The organism is Erwinia papayae (assembly GCF_058241465.1).
Window position 1 is genome coordinate 1 of the sequence record NZ_JBZCHT010000002.1, and the last position, 22,281, is coordinate 22,281.

At 51.0% G+C, this 22,281-nt stretch carries 27 protein-coding genes and 2 pseudogenes; 25 read left to right on the forward strand and 4 right to left on the reverse strand.

What is annotated here, in order from left to right; translation table 11 throughout:
- The first annotated feature begins 174 nt into the window (after positions 1–174).
- The 3 genes and pseudogenes from AC3RPL_RS00025 to AC3RPL_RS00035 all read left to right on the forward strand — a co-directional run bounded on the left by AC3RPL_RS00025 (position 175) and on the right by AC3RPL_RS00035 (position 3,354).
- A pseudogene (locus tag AC3RPL_RS00025) lies at positions 175–1,399 on the forward strand (tyrosine-type recombinase/integrase).
- A 931-nt stretch (positions 1,400–2,330) separates the two neighbouring features.
- A pseudogene (locus AC3RPL_RS00030) lies at positions 2,331–2,634 on the forward strand (helix-turn-helix transcriptional regulator).
- A 9-nt stretch (positions 2,635–2,643) separates the two neighbouring features.
- On the forward strand, positions 2,644–3,354 hold the full coding sequence (locus AC3RPL_RS00035; protein ID WP_490738510.1) for an antA/AntB antirepressor family protein: 711 nt from the start codon (positions 2,644–2,646) through the stop codon (positions 3,352–3,354).
- 377 nt (positions 3,355–3,731) lie between these two features.
- Here the strand turns inward: AC3RPL_RS00035 and AC3RPL_RS00040 are convergent, their stop codons facing one another.
- The gene (locus AC3RPL_RS00040; protein ID WP_490738511.1) at positions 3,732–3,914 is read right to left on the reverse strand and encodes a DUF3950 domain-containing protein; all 183 of its coding nucleotides are present in this window, start codon (positions 3,912–3,914) and stop codon (positions 3,732–3,734) included.
- Positions 3,915–4,059: 145 nt separating this feature from the next.
- On the opposite strand from AC3RPL_RS00040, the gene AC3RPL_RS00045 reads away from it, so the two are divergent.
- The 21 genes from AC3RPL_RS00045 (at position 4,060) to arsC (ending at position 17,815) form a co-directional block, all read left to right on the forward strand.
- Entirely contained in the window at positions 4,060–4,263 is a 204-nt protein-coding gene (locus AC3RPL_RS00045) for a host cell division inhibitor Icd-like protein (RefSeq protein ID WP_490738512.1), read from the forward strand.
- A complete protein-coding gene (locus AC3RPL_RS00050; RefSeq protein ID WP_490738513.1) occupies positions 4,256–4,468 on the forward strand; it encodes a hypothetical protein in 213 nt (70 codons plus the stop codon). The genes AC3RPL_RS00045 and AC3RPL_RS00050 overlap by 8 nt, the downstream gene beginning before the upstream one ends.
- Positions 4,461–4,769, forward strand: a complete 309-nt coding sequence (locus tag AC3RPL_RS00055) for a hypothetical protein (RefSeq protein WP_490738514.1) — start codon at positions 4,461–4,463, stop codon at positions 4,767–4,769. Before AC3RPL_RS00050 ends, AC3RPL_RS00055 begins: the two co-directional genes overlap by 8 nt.
- Complete coding sequence (locus AC3RPL_RS00060) at positions 4,766–5,134, forward strand: hypothetical protein (protein ID WP_490738515.1); 369 nt, start codon at positions 4,766–4,768, stop codon at positions 5,132–5,134. Before AC3RPL_RS00055 ends, AC3RPL_RS00060 begins: the two co-directional genes overlap by 4 nt.
- Positions 5,131–6,903 carry a DNA primase family protein gene (locus AC3RPL_RS00065; RefSeq protein ID WP_490738516.1) on the forward strand — a complete coding sequence of 591 codons (1,773 nt, stop codon included), beginning with the start codon at positions 5,131–5,133 and terminating at the stop codon, positions 6,901–6,903. The genes AC3RPL_RS00060 and AC3RPL_RS00065 overlap by 4 nt, the downstream gene beginning before the upstream one ends.
- Positions 6,904–7,282: 379 nt before the next feature.
- Positions 7,283–7,525 (forward strand): hypothetical protein, encoded by a 243-nt coding sequence (locus AC3RPL_RS00070; protein WP_490738517.1) that lies wholly within the window; start codon positions 7,283–7,285, stop codon positions 7,523–7,525.
- A gap of 84 nt (positions 7,526–7,609) precedes the next feature.
- A complete protein-coding gene (locus AC3RPL_RS00075) occupies positions 7,610–8,056 on the forward strand; it encodes an STM2901 family protein (RefSeq protein WP_490738518.1) in 447 nt (148 codons plus the stop codon).
- On the forward strand, positions 8,050–8,376 hold the full coding sequence (locus tag AC3RPL_RS00080; protein WP_490738519.1) for a DUF1493 family protein: 327 nt from the start codon (positions 8,050–8,052) through the stop codon (positions 8,374–8,376). The genes AC3RPL_RS00075 and AC3RPL_RS00080 overlap by 7 nt, the downstream gene beginning before the upstream one ends.
- A 250-nt stretch (positions 8,377–8,626) precedes the next feature.
- Positions 8,627–9,799, forward strand: coding sequence for a phage major capsid protein (locus tag AC3RPL_RS00085; RefSeq protein ID WP_490738520.1), 1,173 nt, complete (start codon positions 8,627–8,629; stop codon positions 9,797–9,799).
- 51 nt (positions 9,800–9,850) lie between these two features.
- Complete coding sequence (locus tag AC3RPL_RS00090; protein WP_490738521.1) at positions 9,851–10,414, forward strand: HK97 family phage prohead protease; 564 nt, start codon at positions 9,851–9,853, stop codon at positions 10,412–10,414.
- A gap of 1 nt (position 10,415) precedes the next feature.
- Positions 10,416–11,630, forward strand: a complete 1,215-nt coding sequence (locus AC3RPL_RS00095; RefSeq protein ID WP_490738522.1) for a phage portal protein — start codon at positions 10,416–10,418, stop codon at positions 11,628–11,630.
- Entirely contained in the window at positions 11,627–11,962 is a 336-nt protein-coding gene (locus AC3RPL_RS00100; RefSeq protein ID WP_490738523.1) for a phage head closure protein, read from the forward strand. Before AC3RPL_RS00095 ends, AC3RPL_RS00100 begins: the two co-directional genes overlap by 4 nt.
- Entirely contained in the window at positions 11,959–12,261 is a 303-nt protein-coding gene (locus tag AC3RPL_RS00105; RefSeq protein WP_490738524.1) for a head-tail connector protein, read from the forward strand. The genes AC3RPL_RS00100 and AC3RPL_RS00105 overlap by 4 nt, the downstream gene beginning before the upstream one ends.
- Positions 12,261–12,698: an HNH endonuclease gene (locus tag AC3RPL_RS00110; RefSeq protein ID WP_490738525.1), complete on the forward strand. Its 438-nt coding sequence runs from the start codon at positions 12,261–12,263 to the stop codon at positions 12,696–12,698. Before AC3RPL_RS00105 ends, AC3RPL_RS00110 begins: the two co-directional genes overlap by 1 nt.
- 7 nt (positions 12,699–12,705) lie before the next feature.
- Positions 12,706–12,831, forward strand: coding sequence for a hypothetical protein (locus AC3RPL_RS00115; protein WP_490738526.1), 126 nt, complete (start codon positions 12,706–12,708; stop codon positions 12,829–12,831).
- Positions 12,832–13,006: 175 nt separating this feature from the next.
- Positions 13,007–13,363 (forward strand): phage terminase small subunit P27 family, encoded by a 357-nt coding sequence (locus AC3RPL_RS00120; RefSeq protein WP_490738527.1) that lies wholly within the window; start codon positions 13,007–13,009, stop codon positions 13,361–13,363.
- Positions 13,341–15,008, forward strand: a complete 1,668-nt coding sequence (locus tag AC3RPL_RS00125) for a terminase large subunit (protein ID WP_490738528.1) — start codon at positions 13,341–13,343, stop codon at positions 15,006–15,008. Before AC3RPL_RS00120 ends, AC3RPL_RS00125 begins: the two co-directional genes overlap by 23 nt.
- A 9-nt stretch (positions 15,009–15,017) precedes the next feature.
- Positions 15,018–15,212 (forward strand): hypothetical protein, encoded by a 195-nt coding sequence (locus AC3RPL_RS00130; RefSeq protein WP_490738529.1) that lies wholly within the window; start codon positions 15,018–15,020, stop codon positions 15,210–15,212.
- 65 nt (positions 15,213–15,277) lie between these two features.
- Positions 15,278–15,583 (forward strand): DUF1889 family protein, encoded by a 306-nt coding sequence (locus AC3RPL_RS00135; RefSeq protein ID WP_490738530.1) that lies wholly within the window; start codon positions 15,278–15,280, stop codon positions 15,581–15,583.
- Between the two features lie 285 nt (positions 15,584–15,868).
- On the forward strand, positions 15,869–17,299 hold the full coding sequence (gene bepA / locus AC3RPL_RS00140; RefSeq protein WP_490738816.1) for a beta-barrel assembly-enhancing protease: 1,431 nt from the start codon (positions 15,869–15,871) through the stop codon (positions 17,297–17,299).
- 162 nt (positions 17,300–17,461) lie between these two features.
- Entirely contained in the window at positions 17,462–17,815 is a 354-nt protein-coding gene (arsC, locus tag AC3RPL_RS00145) for an arsenate reductase (glutaredoxin) (RefSeq protein ID WP_490738531.1), read from the forward strand.
- A 47-nt stretch (positions 17,816–17,862) separates the two neighbouring features.
- On the opposite strand, the gene hda is transcribed toward arsC, so the two are convergent.
- Positions 17,863–18,564 carry a DnaA inactivator Hda gene (gene hda, locus AC3RPL_RS00150; protein ID WP_235192763.1) on the reverse strand — a complete coding sequence of 234 codons (702 nt, stop codon included), beginning with the start codon at positions 18,562–18,564 and terminating at the stop codon, positions 17,863–17,865.
- A 240-nt stretch (positions 18,565–18,804) separates the two neighbouring features.
- On the opposite strand from hda, the gene AC3RPL_RS00155 reads away from it, so the two are divergent.
- Positions 18,805–19,833, forward strand: a complete 1,029-nt coding sequence (locus AC3RPL_RS00155) for a DUF4062 domain-containing protein (protein ID WP_490738532.1) — start codon at positions 18,805–18,807, stop codon at positions 19,831–19,833.
- A gap of 58 nt (positions 19,834–19,891) precedes the next feature.
- On the opposite strand, the gene uraA is transcribed toward AC3RPL_RS00155, so the two are convergent.
- On the reverse strand, positions 19,892–21,175 hold the full coding sequence (uraA, locus tag AC3RPL_RS00160; protein WP_490738533.1) for a uracil permease: 1,284 nt from the start codon (positions 21,173–21,175) through the stop codon (positions 19,892–19,894).
- Positions 21,176–21,427: 252 nt separating this feature from the next.
- Entirely contained in the window at positions 21,428–22,054 is a 627-nt protein-coding gene (gene upp, locus AC3RPL_RS00165; protein ID WP_261639987.1) for a uracil phosphoribosyltransferase, read from the reverse strand.
- Positions 22,055–22,281: the final 227 nt, after the last annotated feature.

The window sequence follows — 22,281 nt, forward strand, 5'->3', positions numbered from 1 at the left end:
ACGATTTTCATTTCTGGTTTTAATGCTTTCTCATGCTTACCTAGTTTGTATGTTTATCAATAAGTTAACCTCAAAACCACACTGTATATTGTTCCAGTGTTTTTTGACGTTTGCGCAGTTATGCGGCAAACTGTGGGGTAATCGGTGGGTAACGAAAACGGTTAAGAACTGAAGATGGCAACGTCAATCAATAATTGGCTCAGTGACAAAAAGTTACGTGCTTTACTTGGCGTACCAGCGGAGAGGCTTACAAAGATTTCTGACGGTGCCGGATTGATGGTGCGCGTCACGAAAGCGGGATCAATCACCTGGCTGTATAAATATCGCCTGGGTGGCCGTGAGACAGAGGCAAACCGGCACACTTGGCCGTTATCCCGATCTGAGTCTGGCAAAGGCGCGTGAAATGCGTGACCAGTGCCGCCAGTGGCTGGCAGAAGGGCGTGATCCGCAACGTATGCTAAAGCTTGACAGGCAAACCACGTTAAAGCCCGTCACGGTGAAAGATGCCATAGATTACTGGCTCACTCAGTATGTCGATGGGAATCTGGTTAATGATGTTCGATACCGCGAGCGATTTGATAATCACAATCTCCCCGACATTGGCGATATGGCACTCTCAGACTGCGAAACGCATCACTGGCTTACCTGCCTTGCCCCAACAAAGAAAACAGCCCCAAGCATTGCCGGAATGCTTCTACAGATGTCACAGCAGGCATTTAAATTTTGCCGTGTTCGCCGCTATGCGGTTAGTCACGTTCTGGACGGGTTAACAATGCAGGATATAGGCGTCAAAGTTAATCGCCGCAAGCGCGTTCTATCCAGTCGTGAATTGCGCGATACTCGCCGCCTGAATAGAGATTTCTTTGCGCCTTATTATCAAAATATCGTTTATTTGCTGCTGGTGTTTGGTGCCAGTACGGTAGAGCTGAGACTTCCAACACCCGGCGAATGGGATTTAAAGACCGGCTCTGGACAGGCCAGAGAACCACAGTAAAACCGGAGAGAAAATTATCAGGCCGATACCTGACAAACTGATGCCGTTGATTACCCAACTTCTGGAAGAAAATAAACGAAGTGGTTACCTGCTGGGCGAGCTAAGAAAAACACCGCCGTTAGCCAGGTGGGAGCATACATAGCGCACAGGCTTGATCACGCTGAGCACTGGCGACTTCATGACTTGCGCCGCACCTTTTCAACCGGAATGAATGATTTAGGCATACCGCCACACATCGTTGAATTGCTTCTGGGGCACTCGCTGGGCGGGGTAATGGCCGTGTACAACCGTAGCTAATACCTGCCCGAAAAACTGGATGCACTGAATAAATGGGTTGAACGTCTCGATGTTCTGGCCGGTAATCACAGAAACGTAGTATTACTTAAGGCTGGTGGAGATGAATAACTATCCTGATTATGTTCACGATGAAATGATAGAAGATATTATGAAGTCCAACCTATTAATATTGGTGAATGTAAACCAACACAGCCGGTAAGTTAATTTTTGATGAGCGGATGTCTTTCGTTGGAGCGCACTTTCAAAAAGAGCCAATTCTAAGGAAATGCCATACTTTTTCTTTGCGAGTCTGACAGAGAAGATAGAATTGTTAAATAAAGGCCCTTGTGAATGGGATTTAATAACCCATAGAAACAAGATGGCTAAGCTAAAAAGGATTTCTGAACTTTCCAGGCTGCTCTCGTTGGAGATTGAGGGTACGCCAGTTGACATTTCAGTCACATCTTTCATGAATCATAGGGTTTTCGTTCAAGTTTCCAAGATAAGTGGGAAGGCAATGATAGATTAAAAATGATGAATTTTACCCTTGAAAAATATTGCTCGAAGGAAATGGCTTTTACTTTGATAAAACGGGCAAACGATTTAGGAATTTCAAATGTATGGAGTTCTGTTGGAGAAATTGGGCCGCATGTAAGCTCTGTTCTACTCGTTTGAGCAGAAAGGCCGCAGAATATAGCCCAGCATCGGTAATAAAAAGAAAAGGTGACAATCCCGAAAAGACTTATTTTGTCAGGTCTTTAAGTGATTTTTTCAAAGACTTTTTTGGTGAGTCTCTATATAACATCACAGCCGTTATAAGCAGCATTTTTCTCAACATTGAAATTGATATCGAGACAGTGGTCAGCATTACAAAGTCAGGTAAGCCATTGGCGTAAAACCATTATAAAGCCCCTGTTTTATGCCAATGTTGCTTAATCGACATAAGAATCGCTTTTTGTGCCAATGATGTATAAATAGCGATTTATAGAGGTTTAGCGCAAATTACATAATCATTTTTGACACTGCACAATCTCCATAACACCAAAACGGAGAAGTAAACATGTCAAATAATGCACCTGCGCAAGCTCAACAATTTACCCCCCCGACTCCTGAGCAACGCCGCACTATTCTCAATGAGTACGCTTTCAAATACGACAAGCGCATTCGTGAGGACCAGTGCGTGGAAATCACCAGCCTTTCCCTATTTACCCGCTGGAAGATGGAGCAGGAAGGCCGCTTTCCCGCACGCTGTCACTTTGGTCGAAATAGCTGTGCTTGGCTCCTTTCTGATGTTCTCTGGCTGGGTACGTAATCCACCGGCAGTAAATAACGTCAACAACCCATACAGCCGCAAATCGGCTTAAGGGGGCACTATGCAGAATTTAAATCAATTGGTACCCATCCATCGTGGAAACATTGGCGGCGAGATTGCATCCCTCGCCAGCGCCAAAAAGCTGCATGCCTTTCTGGAGGTTGGCCGCGACTTCACTACATGGATTAAGGGACGCGTCAACCAATACGGATTTACAGCGGGTGTGGATTTCATAGTCGTGGAAAATTTGAGCTCCCCCGTTTCGGGGAGCGCAAAATATCGCCAACAGCTTGAACATGATTACCTGATCACCACAGATATGGGTAAAGAACTGGCAATGGTTGAGCGCAACGATAAGGGCAGAGAGGTTCGCCGGTATTTCATCAACTGCGAACGACAAGCGAAGGCCGCTGCTATTCCTCAGTCACTTCCCGAGACATTGCGCCTCGCCGCTGATATGGCAGAGAAAGCCACGCGCCTTGAAATCCAGTTGCAGGAGATAGCCCCAAAAGCTGATTTCGTTGACCGGTTCGTAAATGCCTCTGGAAGTATGGGATTCAGGAAAGCGGCAAAACTTCTGAACATCAAAGAGACTTTGTTGCGCCGCTTCCTGATTGATAAAGGGATCATGTATGCGCTGGCAGGAAAATTGACACCTTACGCCCATCACATCGAGTCCGGGCGCTTTACTGTCAAAACTGGCGAGAACATGACTAATGGGCCTCATTCATCCAGCGAAATTTACGCCAAAAGGTATTCAGTGGATGGCTAAAAAACTTTTTGAGGCTGGGATGCTGGGAGGTCGAAATGCGGGAGCCTAATAAAACAAAGGCGACCTTGCAGGGTCGCCAGTGGAGCAGAACAGAATTAACTCAGGGCCAATAGCACACTGATCATTCTGGTCAATCCTGATATAGCTGCTAATTCGAGCGAAGTCCAAGCGCCAAAAATGGCGTTAGCCTGCCGGGAGGGATGCTCAGATGTGAGCAACGGTCAGCCGTTTGGCTCTGTGCCAACAAGCTTCTCACAGGTTGGGCGCAACAAATCATGTTCTTTACTCCCACACACTAAATGTGAGGAAGAACAGGATTTAAAGATAATAAGCGCGATTATTACTGCGGCTAACACCAAGACTATTTTTTTCATTACTTATCCCTTTGGTTCGATGCCTAAATGGCCGGAGCTGTCCCGGCAAGCCTCTTTAACCCAGGCGCTAAATTGTCCGGGGCCAGCTTCTGAATCAATTTGCTGTAAAAGTGAGTCTTCGAAGCGGATATTTTTCTTTGTGCTGCCTGAACGTTCGAAAGCAGATTTGGTAATTTTATCTTGCACTGGTACGTACCGGTATTATAGGATGAAACCCAATGGTACGTACCACGATGTTTTTGTGCAACCATTAAATACAGCGAAGCCCGGAAGTGTTACCAGCACTAACGGGCCTCTAACCACCACCGTTAGAACAAGTAACGAGGCAGCTATGAAAGATCATACCACACACCCGCAAGGGCGGCATTTCTACACCTGGCGCTTTCTGGCACTTAACCGTCACGATAAGAACGCCACACTGTGCCGCCTGTCCGTTGAGGCTCCCACAGAACGCGAAGCCCGCCGCATTCTGGCACCACACTTCATCCTCTCGCTGGCTGCACGTTTGCCGCTTCAGGAGGTGCACCATGTCTAATCGCACAGTAGCCCAAAACCATCACTACAAGCTGGCCTGCACCGCCATGCATCATATAAACGCCCTGCTGATAGCTGTAGAGCAGCACGGCATTGAAATGGATAGCGGGGATGTTCTTGCAGCAATTGGCGGTATTCAGGCTATTGCCATAAACGTGAGTAGATCACTGGAGAAGCTTGGAGATATGGAGGTGAAGCATGGCTGATATGCATGGTATGCAAAAGCTCATCAACACTTATTACAACATCACCAGTAATGATGCTAAAGATGTGCTGAGGTTGGCGGAAGAGGCTGAAGATACGCTTTGTTCTGGCATTGTTGCCATCGGTGATCTGATGCATCACGCCTCTGAAAATAGTGATTATGGCGAAAATTCAATGCGTTCTGACATGTTCAATATTGGCTTGTTACTGCGGTGCCTGGGTAATTTTCAGGCTGCTATTGGCACTACCATTGAGAACTGTAAGCACTCTATCAGCCAGGCCAAAAGGGAGAAGCGCCAATGATCAGCAATGTAAAATTTAATGAGCTGTCTGGTCGTGTTGATTCTTTGCTTCAGCGTGTGGATGAACTTGACTCAAAAATTAAATCGCTGGTGGCTACACAGGGTGGTGAAATTCCGCCTGGCATGTCCCCTGTATCAACACTTGCGGCTGAATATGGTATTTCGACGAAGAAAGCTGAGGAGCTGGCACAGAACACCGGCGTGATGATAGTTAAACACAAAGCTGGTGGCTATCTGGTCCACGATGAGAAGTTCAGGGAGGCGGCACGGCTTGTACTTAAAGCGGCCAAACGTAAATATGGTTCGGCGTACTGGTATCACCCACTGATTGGCAAATTCCAGATGAGCGGGGGGATACCGAAATGACAGATACCGCAATCACGCATGAAGAAATGTCTGATGCGCTGTTCACCTGCGTTTACAGCTGGATAAATGGTCACGTACTGGACAAAAAAGAAACGGTGGCCGCAGCAGCGCGGCACAAGGATAAATCCACGCCATACGGCGCACTGGCGCAACGCCTGAAGGGCTTTGTGGTTGGTGCCGGGGTTACCTATGAGGAACTGAGCGAAAACGGCCTGTTGATGACCGACAAAGCCGCGCAGAAGAAAAACCGTATAGAGCTGGTGGCCGATCTGATTGGCAATGACGGTGTTAAAGCTGTTCTGACCGATTCCAGTCGGATCAACCGGGTATTCCCACCTGAAAAACCGGAGAAGAAAAAGAAACGTGTGGCTGATGCGGCCACATCTTCTCTGGCGCATATGGGACCAAGCCAGCGAGGGGAGGTGTTACTTAGTCACTATGATGGCCTTCTGTCGCTTCATGATGATTCAAATACCGTTCATCACTACACCGGAATTCTGTGGCAACCGCTGAACGATAAGGAACTGACGCGGGAGATGGCCGCTATTTTCATTGAGGCAGATGTACCCTATTCGATGCCAACCGCGAGGAACGCCGTTGATACGATGAAGCTGAGTCTGCCACTTATGGGGATCACTGCCCGTAATCTGATTGGTTTTCGCAACGGGGTTTTTGATACCCGGTCTGGGGTTTTCAGGGAACACAACCGGGAAGACTGGCTGCTGATCGCCAGTGATGTGGATTTTGTGCCGCAGCAGGATGGCGAGACACTGGAGAGCCATGCCCCGGCGTTCTGGAAGTGGCTGACCTGGGCAACCGGAGGCAACAGCCGTAAAGCGGATCGTGTTCTGGCCGCACTTTATATGGTTATGGCCAACCGCTTTGACTGGCAGTTGTTTCTTGAGGTTACCGGGGCTGGTGGCAGTGGTAAGAGCGTCATGGCTGAGATTTGCACCATGCTTGCAGGCAAGGCCAATACCGTATCGGCCAGCATGAAAGCACTGGAGGAACCGAGGGAAAGAGCGCTTGTCGTGGGCTACTCATTAATCATTATGCCGGACATGACGCGCTATGCAGGTGACGGCGCAGGCATCAAGGCGATCACTGGCGGTGATAAGGTGGCTATCGATCCGAAACATAAAGCTCCCTATTCCACCCGTATCCCTGCGGTGATTCTGGCCGTAAACAATAACGCTATGACGTTCAGTGACCGTAGCGGCGGCATATCCCGGCGCAGGGTGATATTCAACTTCTCACAGGTGGTGCCTGAGAACGAGCGTGATCCGCTGCTGACGGAGAAAATAGAGTCAGAGCTTCCGGTTATCATTCGCCATATGCTCACCCGGTTTGCTGATCAGTCAGAGGCAAAGCGTTTACTGTTTGAGCAGCAGAAGTCCGAAGAAGCGCTGGCTATCAAGCGTGAGGGAGATTCCCTGGTGGACTTCTGCGGCTATCTGATGGCTATGGTTGAGTGCGAGGGAATGATTGTGGGCAATGCTGAAATGGTGCCGTTCAGTCCGAGGCGTTACCTCTACCACTCCTATCTGGCGTATATGTCCGCGCATGGCCTGGGCAAGCCTGTTTCCCTGACGCGCTTCGGTACGGATATGCCGGGGGCAATGTCTGAGTACGGCAAAGAGTACAAGCGTAAGCAGTGCACCAGAGGGGCCGATAAGGGCAGAACCATTTCCAATATTCTGCTGGGTGACGATGCTGACGGCTGGCTCCCTGCTGCCTCAGGACTCCCCGATACAGATGTAAAAAATTAAAATAACTGGTTTAAGTGTCTACCGTGTCTACTGATGAAAATAATCATCTATAAATCAGTTAATTAGTACGGTAGACAGTTGGTAGACACTAAGGGTTAAAGTGTCTACCGTGTCTACTTTTTGATTGTTTTATATACAAAAGGTAGAGAGTCGGTAGACAGTAGTAGACACTTAAAAGGTCAACTCCCTACCACTTAACCTACTGAATTAAATGTAAAATATCGCTGCGGTAGACAGGTAGACACTTAAACGCATAAATTTTATTTTTCTGTGTTTTATTTTTTGTTTAAGCACCGTCAAACGCTTCCTGAATGAGAGGGAATAACGTTTGTGAAAAACCTGTACCAGCAACAACTGGCCCTTTAACCGGAGTTTTAAAATGCCAAAAACGCTTAAAGAAATTCGTGACCATTATGATCACTACGGTATCACCGACATTCCGACAATGGACTTACCTCACTATCAGCAGGTGCTGGCTGATGGCGCTTTCTTCTGGATAGATCACCATGATTTTGTGAGAAGCACTTTTTCTGAGGAAATCTTCGCCACAAACCGTGAACAGCTTGATGCGCTGATAGCCCACCTTCAGAAGTACAGGGAAAAGATGCAGGGGCAGGGTTGAAGCCTTTGCCAAAAAAAGCATTTGACCTGTCCCAACTGTAACAAAGTGATCTAAGATAGGCTAAATCATTAGCAAGGAGCATGTATGGATACGGTTGAAGAACTTAACGGGACGTACTTCTATAACGGTATTCCCAACCTTTCTGCGGGAGAATTATTCTTCTGGGTATTTCTGGATAAAATTGATGAGCAATACGGCATACATGATTTAGTCGCTGTCAGCAGCATTATCCTTGGGTTACCCTTACTGAAAACTCGTGCTAAGCCGGGTGCGGCAACCAAAGGGACTTCGATAGCCTCTAAAATGTCCCGTCAGTATCTTGATATACATTTGCCATTCAGGCTTCCCACTATCACGAATAAAAGCATTAAACTTTTAAAACCCATGTATGTGAATAACCTGGGGGCATTTGTTGGAAGAACGGTGCCGGTAGTCGGCTGGCTACTACTCGCGAATGATTTCGCCCAAATCACATTTAAAACGATGACCACTTATAATCGTATAGTTCGAGATGGTGATAAAGTATGGTAACTGAAAATGAGGTCCTCACTTTTTTTCAGGATGAGTTGCCCATATTAGGCTTGCTTCCAACTAAAAGTAATGCTGTGGGAATGGATGATATTCTTCAGGAATACACGGAACAAGAAGATCTATTTCCTACTCTTGATAAGTTCGGGCATCATTTCGGTATTGATTTATCTGCAATGGATATGAACAAATATTATCCGTGGGTTACGCCCTGGTTCTTCCGCAAGTGGTTTACCAGTAAACCTCTTAAACAAGAAAAGAAACCGCTCACGGTCAGGATGTTTGCTGAATCAGCCGAAGCGGGGCGCTGGCTTTATGACTGAGCAGTTAGATAAATAATTTTGTAAATTATTCGTACCCATGTTTACCCGTGATTACCCCTGTCTCTGACGGGGGTTTTCTTTATATTTTTCATGTATATCTTGAAAAGTGGCACTCAGACGTGAGCCGCCACTGGCCGTTAAATCAAGCTGTAGCGAGTGCAGCCTGTGGGATGCAGAAAAAGATTTAGCGGCCTCCCTATTCCCGGACTGGTTTCACGTCTCAACATTTAACGTTACGAGAAACCACGACATGAAAAAATTGCTTGAACTCCGCCAGGAGAAAACCGCCCTCAAAACCCGGATGCGCTCCATCATGGATAAAGCCACTGAGGAAAAACGCAACCTGAACGCTGACGAGGGTAAACAGTTTGATGAACTCCGCGCCAGAGCAGAATCCCTTGATACTGATATTTCCCGCCTTGAAGCGTTGGCCGATGAAGAACGCAATCAGCCGGGTAAGCCAGTGGACGGTAAAAAAGTCTCTAACGACGAGCTGCGTCACTACATCCTGACAGGCGAAACCCGCGCCCTTTCCACTGCGGTTGGCTCCGATGGCGGCTATACCGTTATTCCCGATCTCGACAAAGAGATTATGCGCCAGCTGACCGATGATTCCGTGATGCGTCAGATCGCCACCGTGAAGACCACCAGCAGCAATGAATATAAAAAGATGGTATCCGTGGGCGGTGCAGTAGTGAATCACGGCGAAGAAGGTGTGGCCCGTACCGAAACCAGTACGCCAAAGCTGGAAGAAGTAAGCATTAAGCTGTTCCCGATCTATGCCTATCCGAAGACCACCCAGGAAATTCTGGACTTCAGCGATGTGGATATTCTGGGCTGGCTGTCATCTGAAATCAGCGACACCTTCACCGAAACCGAAGAAACCGACCTGCTGACCGGAGACGGGGCTAAAAAGTCCAAAGGCTTCCTGTCCTATCCCCGCGCGGCCACTGGCGACAAAACCCGCCCGTTCGGTACGCTGGAGAAAATGGAGACTGCCGGAGCCTCGCCCGTTGCTGACGAGCTGATCGACCTGTTGTTTAAGCTGAAGGCCAAATACCGCAAAAATGCCGTATGGGTGATGAACTCCAGTTCAGCCGCTGCCCTTCAAAAGCTGAAGAACGGTAACGGTGACTACATCTGGCGTGATCGTCTGACTGAGGGTTCCCCTGATCTGCTGCTGGGCCGTCCGGTTTACTACCTTGAAAACATGAGCGATGCAGCAGCAGGCGAACCGGTGCTGGCCGTGGGCGACTTCAGGCGCGGTTACTACATCGTGGATCACACTACCGGAGTGCGTACCCGCCCGGACAACATTACCGAACCGGGGTTCTACAAGGTGCACACCGATAAATACCTGGGCGGCGGGCTGGTGGACTCCAACGCCATCAAGGTACTGGAAATTCCGGGTTCAGGTTCCTGATCCGATGATTCAGGGGCTGCGGCCCCTTTCCTGCCTTCTGGAGTCTGACCCATGAAAAATAATGATTTTGAAATCCGCACCTCTGAACTGAGCGCCGCCGATAAAAAGCTGGTGGGCTATGCCGTCCGTTACAACAGCCTGTCAGAGGTTATCTGGGACGAGTTTGTAGAACAGTTCGCACCCGGTGCCTTTGCGGCCAGTCTCGCCAGCGGTACTGACTGCCGCGCACTGTACGAACATGATTATACCCAGCTGCTGGGGCGCACCACGTCCGGCACTCTGATCCTCACCGAAGACAATACCGGACTGCGCTTTGAGCTGACGCCACCCGATACTCAGCTGGGCCGCGATGTGCTTACGCTGGTGGAGCGTGGCGATATCTCCGGAATGTCCTTCGGCTTCAGAGCGCTCAATGAGGAATGGAACGTTGCCGCCTCGCCCTATGTCCGCACCGTGACCGCCGCCGAGCTGCGGGAGATCACCGTCACCAGTATGCCCGCCTACACAGAGAGCAGTGTGGAGATCGCCCGCCGTTCTCTCTTGTCACAGCATCCTTCGCTGGCTGGCCTGAGTCTGGACATGCGCCGCCGTCAGGCCGAACTGGCGGGGTTGTGATATGTGGCCTTTTCGCAGAAAAGACGAGCAGCGGAGCATGACCATTGATGAGTTTCTGGCGATGGCAGGGATTCCCAATACCGGTTCAGGCGAATACGTGTCTGCGGGTACAGCGGAGTCTCTGCCTGCGGTGATGAATGCCGTGGCGGTAATCAGTGAGGCCGTGGCAACAATGCCCTGCTATCTGTATAAAGTCCGTAATGATAAAGGCCGTGAAGCGCGTGAATGGCTGGACGGTCACCCGGTGGATCACCTGTTGAACGAAGCGCCCAACGACTGCCAGACCGCCTACCAGTTCAAACGTACCATGATGCGCCACTGCCTGCTGAACGGTAACGCCTACGCGGTGATCCAATGGGGCCGTGATGGACAACCGCAATCATTATATCCGTATGTACCCGGCGCAGTGGTGCCGGAGCGCATTGCCGAACATCGCTATAAATACACCATTACCGAACCCTACAGCGGCACGGTGCGCACCTATCTACAGGAAGAAATCCTGCATCTGCGTTATGCCACGGACGATGGATTTCTGGGCCGTTCGCCGATCACCATCTGCCGGGAAACGCTGGGTCTTGGTCTTGCCCAGCAGCGGCACGGGGCCAGCATCATGAAAGATGGCATGATGGCAGCGGGTATCGTCAAATCAAAGGACTGGCTGGATAGTGTGAAGGGCAAGCAGGCGCTGGACGCACTGGAGCGTTACAAAGGTGCGAAGAACGCCGGAAAAACACCCATCCTCGAAGGTGGCATGGAGTACGAACAGCTTGGCATGAGCAATCAGGATGCCGAATGGCTGGCCTCCCGACGCTTCACGATTGAAGACATTGCCCGCATGTTCAACGTGTCGCCAATCTTCCTTCAGGAATACAGCAACAGCACCTACAGCAATTTCAGTGAGGCCAGCCGTGCCTTTCTTACAATAACCATGCGTCCGTGGCTTGCCAACTTTGAGCAGCAGATTAAATCCTCCCTGCTGGTGGCCTCGCCCGTTCCCGGCATCCGGTATCAGATGGAATTCGACTCTGCCGATCTTCTCCGCGCCACACCTACCGATCGTTATGCCACCTATGAGAAAGGCATTAAGTCCGGCGTGATGTGTCCTAACGAAGCCCGCGAACGCGAAGGGATGCCCCCACGTGAAGGTGGTGACGAGTTCAGCCAGGCATGGAAACAGGAGTTCAGCGTGAAGAAGTCCGGGGAGGCTGAACAGTGAGAGCCGGAACCATGCGTCACCGCGTGACCATTCAGAATTTCAAGTCAAAGCGCCTGCCGTCCGGGCAGATTCAGCAGGTATGGACAGACACTGCCACCGTATGGGCCGAGGTGAAAGGCGTGAGCGGGCATGAGGTTATCGCCAGCGGTGCGGAAAAATCAGAGGTCACCTTTCGCATGTGGATACGCTACCGGGCCGATGTGACCAGCGCCAGCAGGATACTCTGGCAGCAGAAAGGCCAGACCAGACAGGGTTATGCCGTGGTGTCAGCCCTGCCGGATGAAAAGAACACGCGGCTTGAACTGTTATGCAAAGGAGGCGTTAAGCCATGAGTGAACTGATCACGCTGGCAGAGGCAAAGCTGCACTGCCGCATTGATGATGACTATGAAGACACGCTGATTGAGGCCTATATCACCGCCGCGCTTGAGGTCTGTCAGAAGCATATCGGCAAACGCTTTGACACCGAGCCGCCGCAGATTGCTTTCAATCCTGCCCTGAAGGTGGGCTGCATGATGTACGTCTCACAGCTGTATGAATACCGCACCACTATCAGTGAAGTGGAAACCAGCGAAGTATCGATGGCTATATCCGCGCTGTGGTCAGTCTATCGCGATGTGGGAGTGTACTGATGCCGTGGCAACCCTTACGCCGCTGTAGTGAGGCTGGCTGTAATGTCCGGGTGAAGTCAGGCAAATGCGATACCCATAAGCGGGCGGCATCCAGACAGCAGAACGCCAGACGAGACGGACGCCGTGAACGGGGATATACGCCTGAATGGGATAAGTATCGACTGGTCTTTCTGAAGGCTAACCCGTTATGTGTTCACTGCCTCCGTCTGAACATCTATACGGCTGCAACCATTGTTGATCACATCATCCCTATTGAAGGTGGCGATGATGTGCTGTTCTGGCCTGCCAGCAATCATCAGCCGCTATGTCATTCCTGTCACTCCCGCAAGACCACAACCACAGACCCGGTGACCAAGCAGCAGCGTAAGGCAGGTAAGTACCGTGAGCAGGAAGAAGCCGCACGTCACCGTAACGACTGGATGTATACCCATGACTGAGCAGGAGATGAGGCAGCTTGTGGCCGCACTGACCCGCAGCCGTGAGCAGTTCACCCGCAGACAGCACGCCAGCCCGCGCAGGCGAACGTCAGAGCGTGATCGTGATATTCGGGAGGCGATACGCAACCGCTGACCGTTCAGGAGTGAAATGATTGCAGATGCAACTATATCAATGAGAACGATTATCATCGGGAGGGTGGGGGTGTCCGGCATGACAACACCCTGACCCGGTGGCACCACCCGCTCCCTCAAATTTTTACGCGCGGCATTTTTTTTAACAGCAGAAAGTCACAGGGAAACAACAAATTATGGCAAGACCCCCAAAACCGCCCATCTATCTGGATGATATTGCGGTACAGCAGTGGAAGGCAAAGTCTAAGCAGCTGGCGGATCGTGGTGATCTGACGCCTGCCGACTGGAACAGCCTGGAATTGTATTGCGTCAACTACTCAATGTACCGGAAGGCTGTTGAAGATATTGCCCAGCGCGGGTTTTCTGTTGAGGGTTCCCGGGGTGCCACCACCAGTAATCCGGCCCTGAAGGCGAAATCAGATGCTGAAAAAATCATGATAAAAATGTCGGCACTGCTGGGCTTTGACCCGGTAAGCCGTAACCGGACACCTGTTAACGTGGAAAAGAAAGATGGACTGTCAGCCCTGGAATAAGTACGCCAGCGACATTAAAAGTGGTGTAATTCCGGCCTGTAAACGGGTTAAACAGGCAGTGGAACGGTATTTTTCAGACCTGAAAGACCCCCGTTATACATTTGACGTTGAGAATGTTGAGCGGTTTATAGCGTTTTCAGCCTTCTGTCCGCACGTCAAAGGCCCGCTGCGCGGCCAGCCGATTATGCTGGAACCGTGGCAGCAGTTCGCTTTTGCCTGCCTGCTGGGCTTCCGGGTGAAAGCAACCGGACGCCGGAAATACAAGAGCGCCTATATTCAGGTGCCGCGCAAGAACGCTAAATCCACCGTGGCCGCAATGCTGGCTAACTGGTTTCTGGTGATGGAGCACGGGCAGCAGGATATTTACACCGCCGCCGTGAGCCGGGATCAGGCCCGTATCGTGTTCGACGATGCCCGCCAGATGTGCCTGTTATCAAAGCCGCTGAAAAAACGCCTGACCATTCAGCAGCATAAAATGATTTACGCGAAGTCCAACAGCCTGCTCAGGCCACTGGCGGCCAAAGCAGCGACCATCGAAGGGACTAACCCCAGCCTGGCGATTGTGGACGAGTACCACCTGCACCCGGATAACGGCGTTTACTCCGCGCTTGAGCTGGGCATGGGCGCACGGCCCGAGGGTATTCTGTTCGCCATTACCACCGCAGGCAGCAACGTGGTATCAGCCTGTAAGCAGCATTACGATTACTGTTGCCAGATACTGGCCGGAGAGGAAACTAACGAATCACTGTTTGCCCTGATTTACGAGCTGGATGACGAAAGCGAGATAGACTCCCCGGCGTTGTGGATAAAGGCCAATCCCAATCTGGATATTTCCGTTGACGGTGCGGCGCTGGCTGACACCATCCAGAAGGCCAGAGGCATTCCCTCGCAGTGGGTTGAAATGCTTACAAAGCGTTTTAATATCTGGTGCCAGGGTGCCACGCCGTGGATGGGGTCCGGCGCATGGGACGCCTGCAAGGACGATTACAGCGAGTCTGACCTGGCCGGAATGGAGTGTTACGCCGGGCTTGACCTGTCATCTACCGGAGACATTACCAGCGTCTGCTATGCGTTCCCGTCTGACCGGAAAATCCGGCTGCTGACCCGCCACTACCTGCCAGAAGCGCAGCTGAACAACGTAGCCAATAAAAATCGCGCCATTTACCGCCAGTGGGCTAAATCGGGCTGGATACGCACCACGCCGGGTGACTGCATCGACTATGACCGCATCCGTGACGATATTCTGCGTGATGCTGAGGTGTTTGGAATAAAGCTGGTAGGCTTCGATACCTGGAACGCCACGCACTTACGCACCCAGCTACAGGGCGCGGGCCTCGACGTGGAGCCGTTCCCGCAGACCTATCTGAAGTTCAGCCCGGTAGCGAAGTCGCTGGAGGTGTTCGTAAACCGCAGGGTTATACGGCACAACGGCGATCCGGTTCTGGCCTGGGCGATTGGTAACGTGGTGATGGAGTCTGACGCCAACGCGAACATTAAGCCGAACAAAAAGAAATCGGCCAACAAGATAGACCCGGCGATAGCGGGATTAATGGCGTTCGGCACATGGCAGGCCGAGCATGAAGATTTCAGCTTTGATATGTCCGAGGCCCATAAGCAGCGCCTGGCAACTTTTACCGGGATTTGAGGATTATCCATGCCGCACAAAAACATTGCTGAAGCACTGGCCGGAGCCATGCGGGAGGATGGCTGCGAGCTGGACTGCACAGACCGCCTGATTATCCGGCAAACCCTCTACCGTGCACTGACCGCACAGCGCCGCAGGGCAGACCGTGAGCGTTCAGCCAGCAAAACTTATATCTGGCGTAAACCTTCACCACGAAGAAAGTAGGGATTTCTGTATGTTCTTTGTGCTAATTTATTAGACGTTTAGATTAATTACAGGAGGTTACCAGTATGAATCCGATACTGGAAAAGGCATTAGAACATTTAAACGTTATCAATAATTCATCGGCAGGAATGCTTGCTCATCCACTGGATGAGAGCAGAACAAAAGAAATGCTGAAATTCCTGAAAAGCGAAGGTGTTCCCTTTAACCATAGTGATATTTTAGAATGGGCGCGTTCGAAAGGATGGGCAGAGCGAAACTCGAAAGAACTTGCTGACCTTGCCGAAAGAACAGGGGCTGGTGGACGTGTGGTAATTAAATACCCTGGGCGGCTTGGTGATAAAATCACCTCAGAGTTACGAGCCATGAAGTAAGTTTTAGATCATATTAAACAGGTCGCTTTTGCGGCCTTTTTTATGTTCGAAGTTACCCGGCTACGGTATACACAGCAGCGATTTGTTCCCATGCTTTCAGCCCATTCAGCAACCATCCCTGATATAATCCCCTGCTTCAAAATGTTCTCATGCTTTTTCCTGCATCCGTTGCTGTGCGCCGTTCTGTGGGGTAATCCGTGGGGTAATATTTGTAATTATTTGATTCAATACAAATTAAAACCATTTAAATTCAACAGGATATTTAAAAATGCTCAGCTATCGACACTGGCTTCGCTCATTGTTACTCTTTCAGCCAGCTCACTGCCAGCCTCTGCTGATGTCAGCGATAACCTCCCCGATATGGGCACTACCGCTGGAAACACGCTTTCCATTAATCAGGAAATGCAGATGGGCGACTTTTATGTTCGCCAGCTGCGTGCCAGCGCCCCACTGATTAACGATCCGCTGCTGAACAGCTACATCAATCAGCTGGGACAACGTCTGGTCGCCCACGCCTGGTCCGTGAAGACCCCTTTTCATTTTTTTCTGATCAGCAATGACGAGATTAATGCCTTCGCCTTTTTTGGCGGCAATGTAGTGTTGCACTCAGCCCTGTTCCGTTATACCGACAACGAAAGCCAGCTGGCTTCGGTGCTGGCTCACGAAATTTCTCACGTCACCCAACGCCATCTGGCGCGGGCGATGGAAGCCCAGCAGCGCAATGCCCCACTGACCTGGGTGGGTGCGCTGGGGTCGATCCTGCTGGCGATGGCTAATCCGCAGGCCGGAATGGCGGCGCTGAGCGGGACGCTGGCCGGTACTCAGCAGGGTGTCATCAGCTTTACCCAGCAAAATGAGCAGGAGGCGGACCGTATCGGGATCCAGGTATTGCAGCGCGCCGGATTCGATCCGCAGGCCATGCCTGATTTCCTGCAAAAACTGGCCGATCAGTCGCGTTTTACCTCCAAACCGCCGGAAATGCTGCTCACCCACCCCCTGCCTGACAGCCGCCTCTCTGACGCACGTAATCGTGCCAGCCAGATGAAACCGGTGGTAGTGCAGTCTTCGCAGGATTACTACATGGCAAAAGTCCGGGTATTGGGCATGTACGCCACCGGAAAGAATCAGCTGACTGATGACCTGCTGGACAGCCTGAGTAAAGGGAATACCCGGGAACAGGCAGCCGCTCACTACGGTAAAGCGGTGCAGTTTTTACAGGCAAAGAGTTACGAAAATGCAAAAAAAATCATTGCGCCGCTGCTGGCTAAACAGCCGGCAAATGTCTGGTATCTGGATATCATGACCGATATCGATATCGGTCTGAAACAGCCACAGCAGGCCATAGCCCTGTTGCTTGCCGCCAAAGCGGCCAGCGAGAATCCAGTGGTTCAACTTAACCTGGCAAATGCCTATGTTGAGGCGAAGGATCCAGCCAGTGCCAGCAGGGTTCTTTACCGCTATACCTGGGCTCACAAAGACGATCCCAACGGCTGGGATCTGCTGGCGCAGGCCTGCGCCGCGCAGGGACTCACCGATGAAGAACAGGCTGCACGCGCCGAGAGCCTGGCCCTGAATGGTCAGCTTGACCAGGCCATCCGCAGTCTGAGCAGTGCCAGCGCCGCCGTACCGCTGGGTAGCCTGAAACAGGCGCGTTACGATGCCCGCATTGACCAGTTGCGTCAGCTGCAACAGCGTTTTCGAACTTATCAGAAATAATGAAACGGGATGACTGTCGGCCTGTCTCATCAGGCTGTTTTATCTGCCATTCCCGGCCCGGCCAGCACCATAATCCTTACCTACCACCTGTACGCGCCGGGTAGTACGCCCTGTCCGTGTCCGGACTGACCAATACAACCTGTGCCAGGAGGAAAAGACTCTGTGTCTGATGTGAAGATTTACCATAACCCCCGTTGTTCCAAAAGCCGTGACACACTGGCGCTGTTGCAGGCGCAGGGTGTTAACCCTGAGGTGGTGCTTTATCTGGAAACCCCACCCGACACTGAAACCCTGCAATACTGGCTGAAAAAATTGGGATTCCAGTCCGCACGTCAGCTGATGCGCACAAAAGAAACCCTTTATCAGCAACTTAATCTGGCGGATGAATTATTAAGTGAAGCGCAGTTGCTTAAGGCAATGGCAGAGCACCCAAAACTTATCGAGCGTCCGGTGGTCGTCGCCAACGGTCAGGTCAGGCTGGGGCGTCCCCCCGAGCATGTACTGGAGATTCTCTGAACTGGCGGGTGTATCAGGAGATTAAGCCAGGCAAAACCCAAAATGGCCTACAGCGCCAGCGCTTCTTTAACAAAAGGAATGGTTAATTTACGCTGGGCGCTGATCGATGCGCGATCCAGCCGGTCAAGGGTGATAAACAGCGTGCGCATTTCACGATCGAGCCTTTTCAGCAGAAAGCGCCCCACGTCTTCCGGTAACTCAAAGCCACGCAATCTGGCCCGCAATTGCAGCGCCTGCAATTTATCGTCGTCCGACAGCGGTTGCAGGCGGTAAATTTGCCCCCAGTCAAGGCGGGATGCGAGGTCAGGGAGTTTCAGATTCAGCTGGCGCGGAGGACGATCGCCGGTGATAAGAAGACGCGTTCTGCCGGTTTCCAGAATACGGTTGTAGAGATCAAACAGCGCCATCTCCCACAGCTCGTCTCCGGCTATACATTCGATGTTATCGATACAAATCAGCGCCAGCTGCTCCATTCCGTCGAGCACTTCTGGCACGAACCAGGTGCGCTTATCCAGCGGAACATAACCCACTGCTTCCCCTCTGGCCGACAGTTCCGCACAGGCGGCATGCAGCAGATGGCTGCGCCCGCCGCCCTCCCGCGACCAGAAATAGAGATAGCTGCCATGTTCCTGTTGCAGCGCACTTCGTAATGCTGCAATCAGCGACGGATTCTCTCCAGGCCAGAAGCTGGCAAAGGTTTCGTCATCTGGCAGATAGAGTGGCAATGACAGCTGTGCCGGTGTGTTCAGAAGCACCTCAGAGTTGGTCGGCTAAATCCGGCGTGAGTTTATCACAACTTTCCGGTGAGACTCACTATACCTTTAAATAATACTTTCTCCGCTACTTGCGAATATAACTGAAACATTCTATGTTATTTAGCATCTGGCATAAAAATCTGAAATAACATTGAATTATTTATTTTCCCGGCATTTTAAAAAATCCTTTTTTTTAAAATTCAAACTCTGCTTTATTATTAAAGGAAAGATTAATTGGACAAGAAATATCAGATATTTATTAGTTCAACTTATGAAGACCTGAAAAATGAGAGAGAACAGGTCATAAAAGCCATTCTTGAACTTGGTCATATTCCCGTCGGAATGGAAATGTTCAGTGCCGGAGATGAACAGCAATGGGAATTGATCAAAAGGCAAATTGAACAAAGTGATTATTACATACTGATCATCGCCCATCGCTACGGCAGCGAAACCGATGAAAAAATAAGCTACACCGAAAAAGAATTCGATTACGCAAAAAAAGCCGGTATCCCAACCCTGAGCTTTATCATTGACGATAAGACTTCCTGGCCTGTTAGTTTTGTCGATAAAGCAAGTGTTAAAAAGAAGAAAATTGAGAAATTTAAAGATAAAGCGAATGATAAGCTGGTGCAGTTCTGGAGCAACAAAGATGAGCTTTATGCCAAAGTTTCCGTTTCACTGGTTAAAACCATCAATTTAAAGCCTCGGCAGGGGTGGGTTCGTTCATCAGAAGCAGTCAGTGCCGAAGTGACAAAAGAGCTTTCCAGACTCAGTCACGAAAATGCCGTACTGCGGACAGAACTTGATGGATTAAGAAAAGCAGCCTCAGAGCATTCCGATGCGGTAGCTGAGGTTGTAAAAATAATGGGCGCCAACAAAAGAAAAATAAAGGTAAGAAAAACGGCCAACTGGGATGGGGCTGAAAAGTTCAATACCACATTACTGATAGTATTCTTAATTGCCGCACCCAATCTAATCAATGAAAACTCATCAAGTGAAATCTCAAGAAATATTGCACTGGGTTATCACGGTACGGGATACTATAAAAGCTGGCCGGTTGGAAAAAATATTATTACCGCTTTAATTGCTGACTGGGTGGCGCTGGATATTGTTGAACCATCCCGAAAAAAACACTCGGTTAATGACGAAAATAAATACTGGTCGTTGACTGATATTGGAAAACAGGTTTTGAAACGTGCGCACAGAATACAACTTGAAGAAGGTATGATACCGGAAAGCGACCCGCAGGAAGATCAAAGCTAATTATTCTTACCGCACTTGTTACCGGCAGAAAACAGGGCAGCTGGCGCTGCCCGTTAATTTATCTCTGCTGCTGGTCCGGTGCATCGAGCACCACTTCTTCCGGACGCAGCAGGCTGAACACTTTAAAGATCAGACTCAGGCTAATTCCCACAATGGTTGCCAGCGCCATGCCTTTCAGTTCTGCCGCACCAATATGTATCGTCGCGCCGCTGACGCCAATAATCAGGATCACCGAGGTAAGGATCAGATTTTGCGCCTTGTTGTAATCCACTTTTGATTCGATCAACACCCGAATACCCGATGCGCCAATGACGCCATACAACAGCAAAGATACCCCGCCCATCACCGGCACCGGCACCGCCTGAATGGCCGCAGCCAGTTTACCGACGCAGGAGAGCAGAATTGCCAGAATGGCCGCTCCACCGATCACCCAGCTGCTGTAGACGCGGGTAATCGCCATCACGCCAATATTTTCGCCGTAGGTCGTATTCGGCGTGGAGCCGAAGAAACCAGAGATTACCGTCGAGATACCGTTGGCAAACATGGAACGGTGCAGCCCCGGATCCTTTAACAGATCTTTTTTGACAATGTTCGCCGTTACCACCAGATGACCAACATGCTCCGCAATCACCACCAGTGCGGCAGGCAGGATGGTCAGCATCGCATACCACTCAAAGCGCGGTGTATAGAAAGTCGGCAGCGCAAACCACGGCGCGGCTTCTACCGCCGACCAGTTCACCATGCCCATGCCCCAGGAGAGGATATAGCCCACCAGAACCCCAATCAGGATCGGGATAATGGCGAGAAAGCCACGAAACAGCACCGAACCAAACACCGTCACCCCCAGCGTAACCAGCGAGATAAAAATGCTTTTACCCTCAACGGCCGCACCAGAAGCAGGCAACAGACCGGCCATCTTTGCCGCCACGCCCGCCAGCTCCAGACCAATGACCGCCACAATAGCCCCCATCGCCGCAGGTGGAAACATCACATCCAGCCAGCCGGTGCCCGCTTTTTTGACAATCAGCGCGACCAGGCAGAACAGCACACCGCAGAGAATAAAGCCCCCCAGCGCTACCTCATATCCCAGTGGCAGCAGCAGTAACACTGGCGAAATAAAAGCAAAGCTGGATCCCAGATAGGCCGGAATTTTCCCCTTACAGATAAACAGGTACAGCAGCGTGCCGATGCCGTTAAACAGCAGCACGGTGGCCGGATTAATATGAAAAAGGATGGGAACCAGCACCGTTGCGCCAAACATGGCGAACAGATGCTGGAAGCTGAGTGGAATGGTTTGCAGCAGCGGAGGCCGCTCACTGACGCCAATCGCGCGACGTGTCATTGTGTTTACCCTTCTGTTTTGCCGAAAAAAAACCGACTCTCAGGTCGGCTTAAACTAAAAATTAAACTATCAGCCCTTGATGCAGGGCACCTTGTTGCTGATGGCGTACAGGCAATGCCGCCGGGCGCAAGCCAGATGACACAGCCCTGGCGCGGGACAACACGGCAGGTGCAGCGCCTGTCAGCGCCTTTACCACGCCAGAACGGGCATTCTGAGCCCGGCGCAGCGTCAACGTCCCCCGCCAGCAGACCATTACTTAGTACCAAAAATCTTGTCGCCCGCATCGCCAAGGCCCGGAATAATATAGCCTTTCTCGTTCAACCCCTTGTCCACGGAAGCGGTGTATAACTCCACGTCCGGATGCGCTTTCTCCAGCGCGGCGATCCCTTCCGGGGCCGCCACCAGCACCAGCACTTTGATGCTGCTGCAACCCGCTTTCTTCAACAGGTCAATGGTGGCAATCATCGAACCGCCGGTCGCCAGCATCGGGTCAACCACCAGCGCCATACGCTCTTCGATATTGGAAACCAGCTTCTGGAAATACGGCACCGGCTCCAGCGTCTCTTCATCGCGATAGACGCCCACCACGCTGATGCGCGCGCTGGGGACATTTTCCAGCACGCCCTCCATCATGCCCAGCCCGGCACGCAGAATCGGCACCACGGTAATCTTTTTCCCCTTAATCTGCTCGATGGTCACCGGGCCATTCCAGCCTTCAATCGTCACGGTTTCCGTCTCTAAATCGGCAGTGGCTTCATAGGTCAGCAAACTTCCCACTTCTGAAGCAAGCTCACGAAAGCGCTTGGTGCTTACGTCATGCTCGCGCATCAGGCCCAGTTTATGTTTGACCAGCGGGTGTCTGACTTCCACGATCTTCATTGTTGTTCTCCCGGAGTGTTAAGCTTGAAAAAAAATCGGGCGATTATAGCCTTTTTTGGCTCCTGAGCCCTATCACTTAATCTCACTTCTGCACGTCCCGTCCCCTCCGACAAAACGACGCCCGGCACAACGGTGCTGAAGAACGCACTCGCAAACGTTTGCCTGCGCTGTTAGAATTGCCGCGCTTTATTTTCCATACCACCACAACCGCAAATCGCGTGGGGATT

Excerpts from the sequence above, each read along its gene's own strand:
- AC3RPL_RS00050 (WP_490738513.1), top strand. The coding sequence starts at position 4,256 with ATGTCTAATCGCACAGTAGCCCAAAACCATCACTACAAGCTGGCCTGC.
- AC3RPL_RS00095 (WP_490738522.1), top strand. The coding sequence starts at position 10,416 with ATGTGGCCTTTTCGCAGAAAAGACGAGCAGCGGAGCATGACCATTGAT.
- AC3RPL_RS00090 (WP_490738521.1), top strand. The coding sequence starts at position 9,851 with ATGAAAAATAATGATTTTGAAATCCGCACCTCTGAACTGAGCGCCGCC.
- AC3RPL_RS00130 (WP_490738529.1), top strand. The coding sequence starts at position 15,018 with ATGCCGCACAAAAACATTGCTGAAGCACTGGCCGGAGCCATGCGGGAG.
- AC3RPL_RS00035 (WP_490738510.1), top strand. The coding sequence starts at position 2,644 with ATGCAGAATTTAAATCAATTGGTACCCATCCATCGTGGAAACATTGGC.
- AC3RPL_RS00110 (WP_490738525.1), top strand. The coding sequence starts at position 12,261 with ATGCCGTGGCAACCCTTACGCCGCTGTAGTGAGGCTGGCTGTAATGTC.
- upp (WP_261639987.1), bottom strand. The coding sequence starts at position 22,054 with ATGAAGATCGTGGAAGTCAGACACCCGCTGGTCAAACATAAACTGGGC.
- AC3RPL_RS00135 (WP_490738530.1), top strand. The coding sequence starts at position 15,278 with ATGAATCCGATACTGGAAAAGGCATTAGAACATTTAAACGTTATCAAT.
- AC3RPL_RS00060 (WP_490738515.1), top strand. The coding sequence starts at position 4,766 with ATGATCAGCAATGTAAAATTTAATGAGCTGTCTGGTCGTGTTGATTCT.
- AC3RPL_RS00115 (WP_490738526.1), top strand. The coding sequence starts at position 12,706 with ATGAGGCAGCTTGTGGCCGCACTGACCCGCAGCCGTGAGCAGTTCACC.
- AC3RPL_RS00105 (WP_490738524.1), top strand. The coding sequence starts at position 11,959 with ATGAGTGAACTGATCACGCTGGCAGAGGCAAAGCTGCACTGCCGCATT.
- AC3RPL_RS00055 (WP_490738514.1), top strand. The coding sequence starts at position 4,461 with ATGGCTGATATGCATGGTATGCAAAAGCTCATCAACACTTATTACAAC.
- AC3RPL_RS00120 (WP_490738527.1), top strand. The coding sequence starts at position 13,007 with ATGGCAAGACCCCCAAAACCGCCCATCTATCTGGATGATATTGCGGTA.
- AC3RPL_RS00045 (WP_490738512.1), top strand. The coding sequence starts at position 4,060 with ATGAAAGATCATACCACACACCCGCAAGGGCGGCATTTCTACACCTGG.
- AC3RPL_RS00125 (WP_490738528.1), top strand. The coding sequence starts at position 13,341 with ATGGACTGTCAGCCCTGGAATAAGTACGCCAGCGACATTAAAAGTGGT.
- AC3RPL_RS00075 (WP_490738518.1), top strand. The coding sequence starts at position 7,610 with ATGGATACGGTTGAAGAACTTAACGGGACGTACTTCTATAACGGTATT.
- AC3RPL_RS00085 (WP_490738520.1), top strand. The coding sequence starts at position 8,627 with ATGAAAAAATTGCTTGAACTCCGCCAGGAGAAAACCGCCCTCAAAACC.
- AC3RPL_RS00070 (WP_490738517.1), top strand. The coding sequence starts at position 7,283 with ATGCCAAAAACGCTTAAAGAAATTCGTGACCATTATGATCACTACGGT.
- AC3RPL_RS00080 (WP_490738519.1), top strand. The coding sequence starts at position 8,050 with ATGGTAACTGAAAATGAGGTCCTCACTTTTTTTCAGGATGAGTTGCCC.
- AC3RPL_RS00065 (WP_490738516.1), top strand. The coding sequence starts at position 5,131 with ATGACAGATACCGCAATCACGCATGAAGAAATGTCTGATGCGCTGTTC.
- uraA (WP_490738533.1), bottom strand. The coding sequence starts at position 21,175 with ATGACACGTCGCGCGATTGGCGTCAGTGAGCGGCCTCCGCTGCTGCAA.